The organism is Psychrobacter sp. GW64-MNA-CIBAN-0177 (assembly GCF_040309585.1).
GTDB classification, from domain to species: Bacteria; Pseudomonadota; Gammaproteobacteria; order Pseudomonadales; family Moraxellaceae; genus Psychrobacter; species Psychrobacter okhotskensis.
The window spans coordinates 1-256 of the sequence record NZ_JBEOOY010000402.1; the positions used below are offsets into that span (position 1 = coordinate 1).

Consider the following 256-nt stretch of genomic DNA (forward strand, 5'->3'; position numbering starts at 1 on the left):
CCCTTTACTGCCACCATGACTGGTCTCAAGCAAGTGTATCCGGGTCGTTATGCGCCAGATACTTTGGTCGATTTAATTATTAATGAGAAGGTCAGTATTACCCATTGCGTACCAACGATTTTGCAAATGGTGCTCAAAGAAGCGCAAGATCGTGATGTTAATTTTAATGGGCTAAAAATGATTATTGGCGGCTCAAGACTGACCGAAGGCTTGGCAAAAACCGCCTTAACACAAGGTATTGAGGTTTATACTGGCT

Annotated in this window: 1 protein-coding gene; it reads left to right on the top strand. The window is 43.0% G+C overall.

The genetic code is table 11. The annotated features are described in order from the left end of the window. Positions 1-256: AMP-binding protein (locus tag AAEY79_RS15625; RefSeq protein WP_352289496.1), on the top strand; the 256-nt coding region annotated here is incomplete at both ends.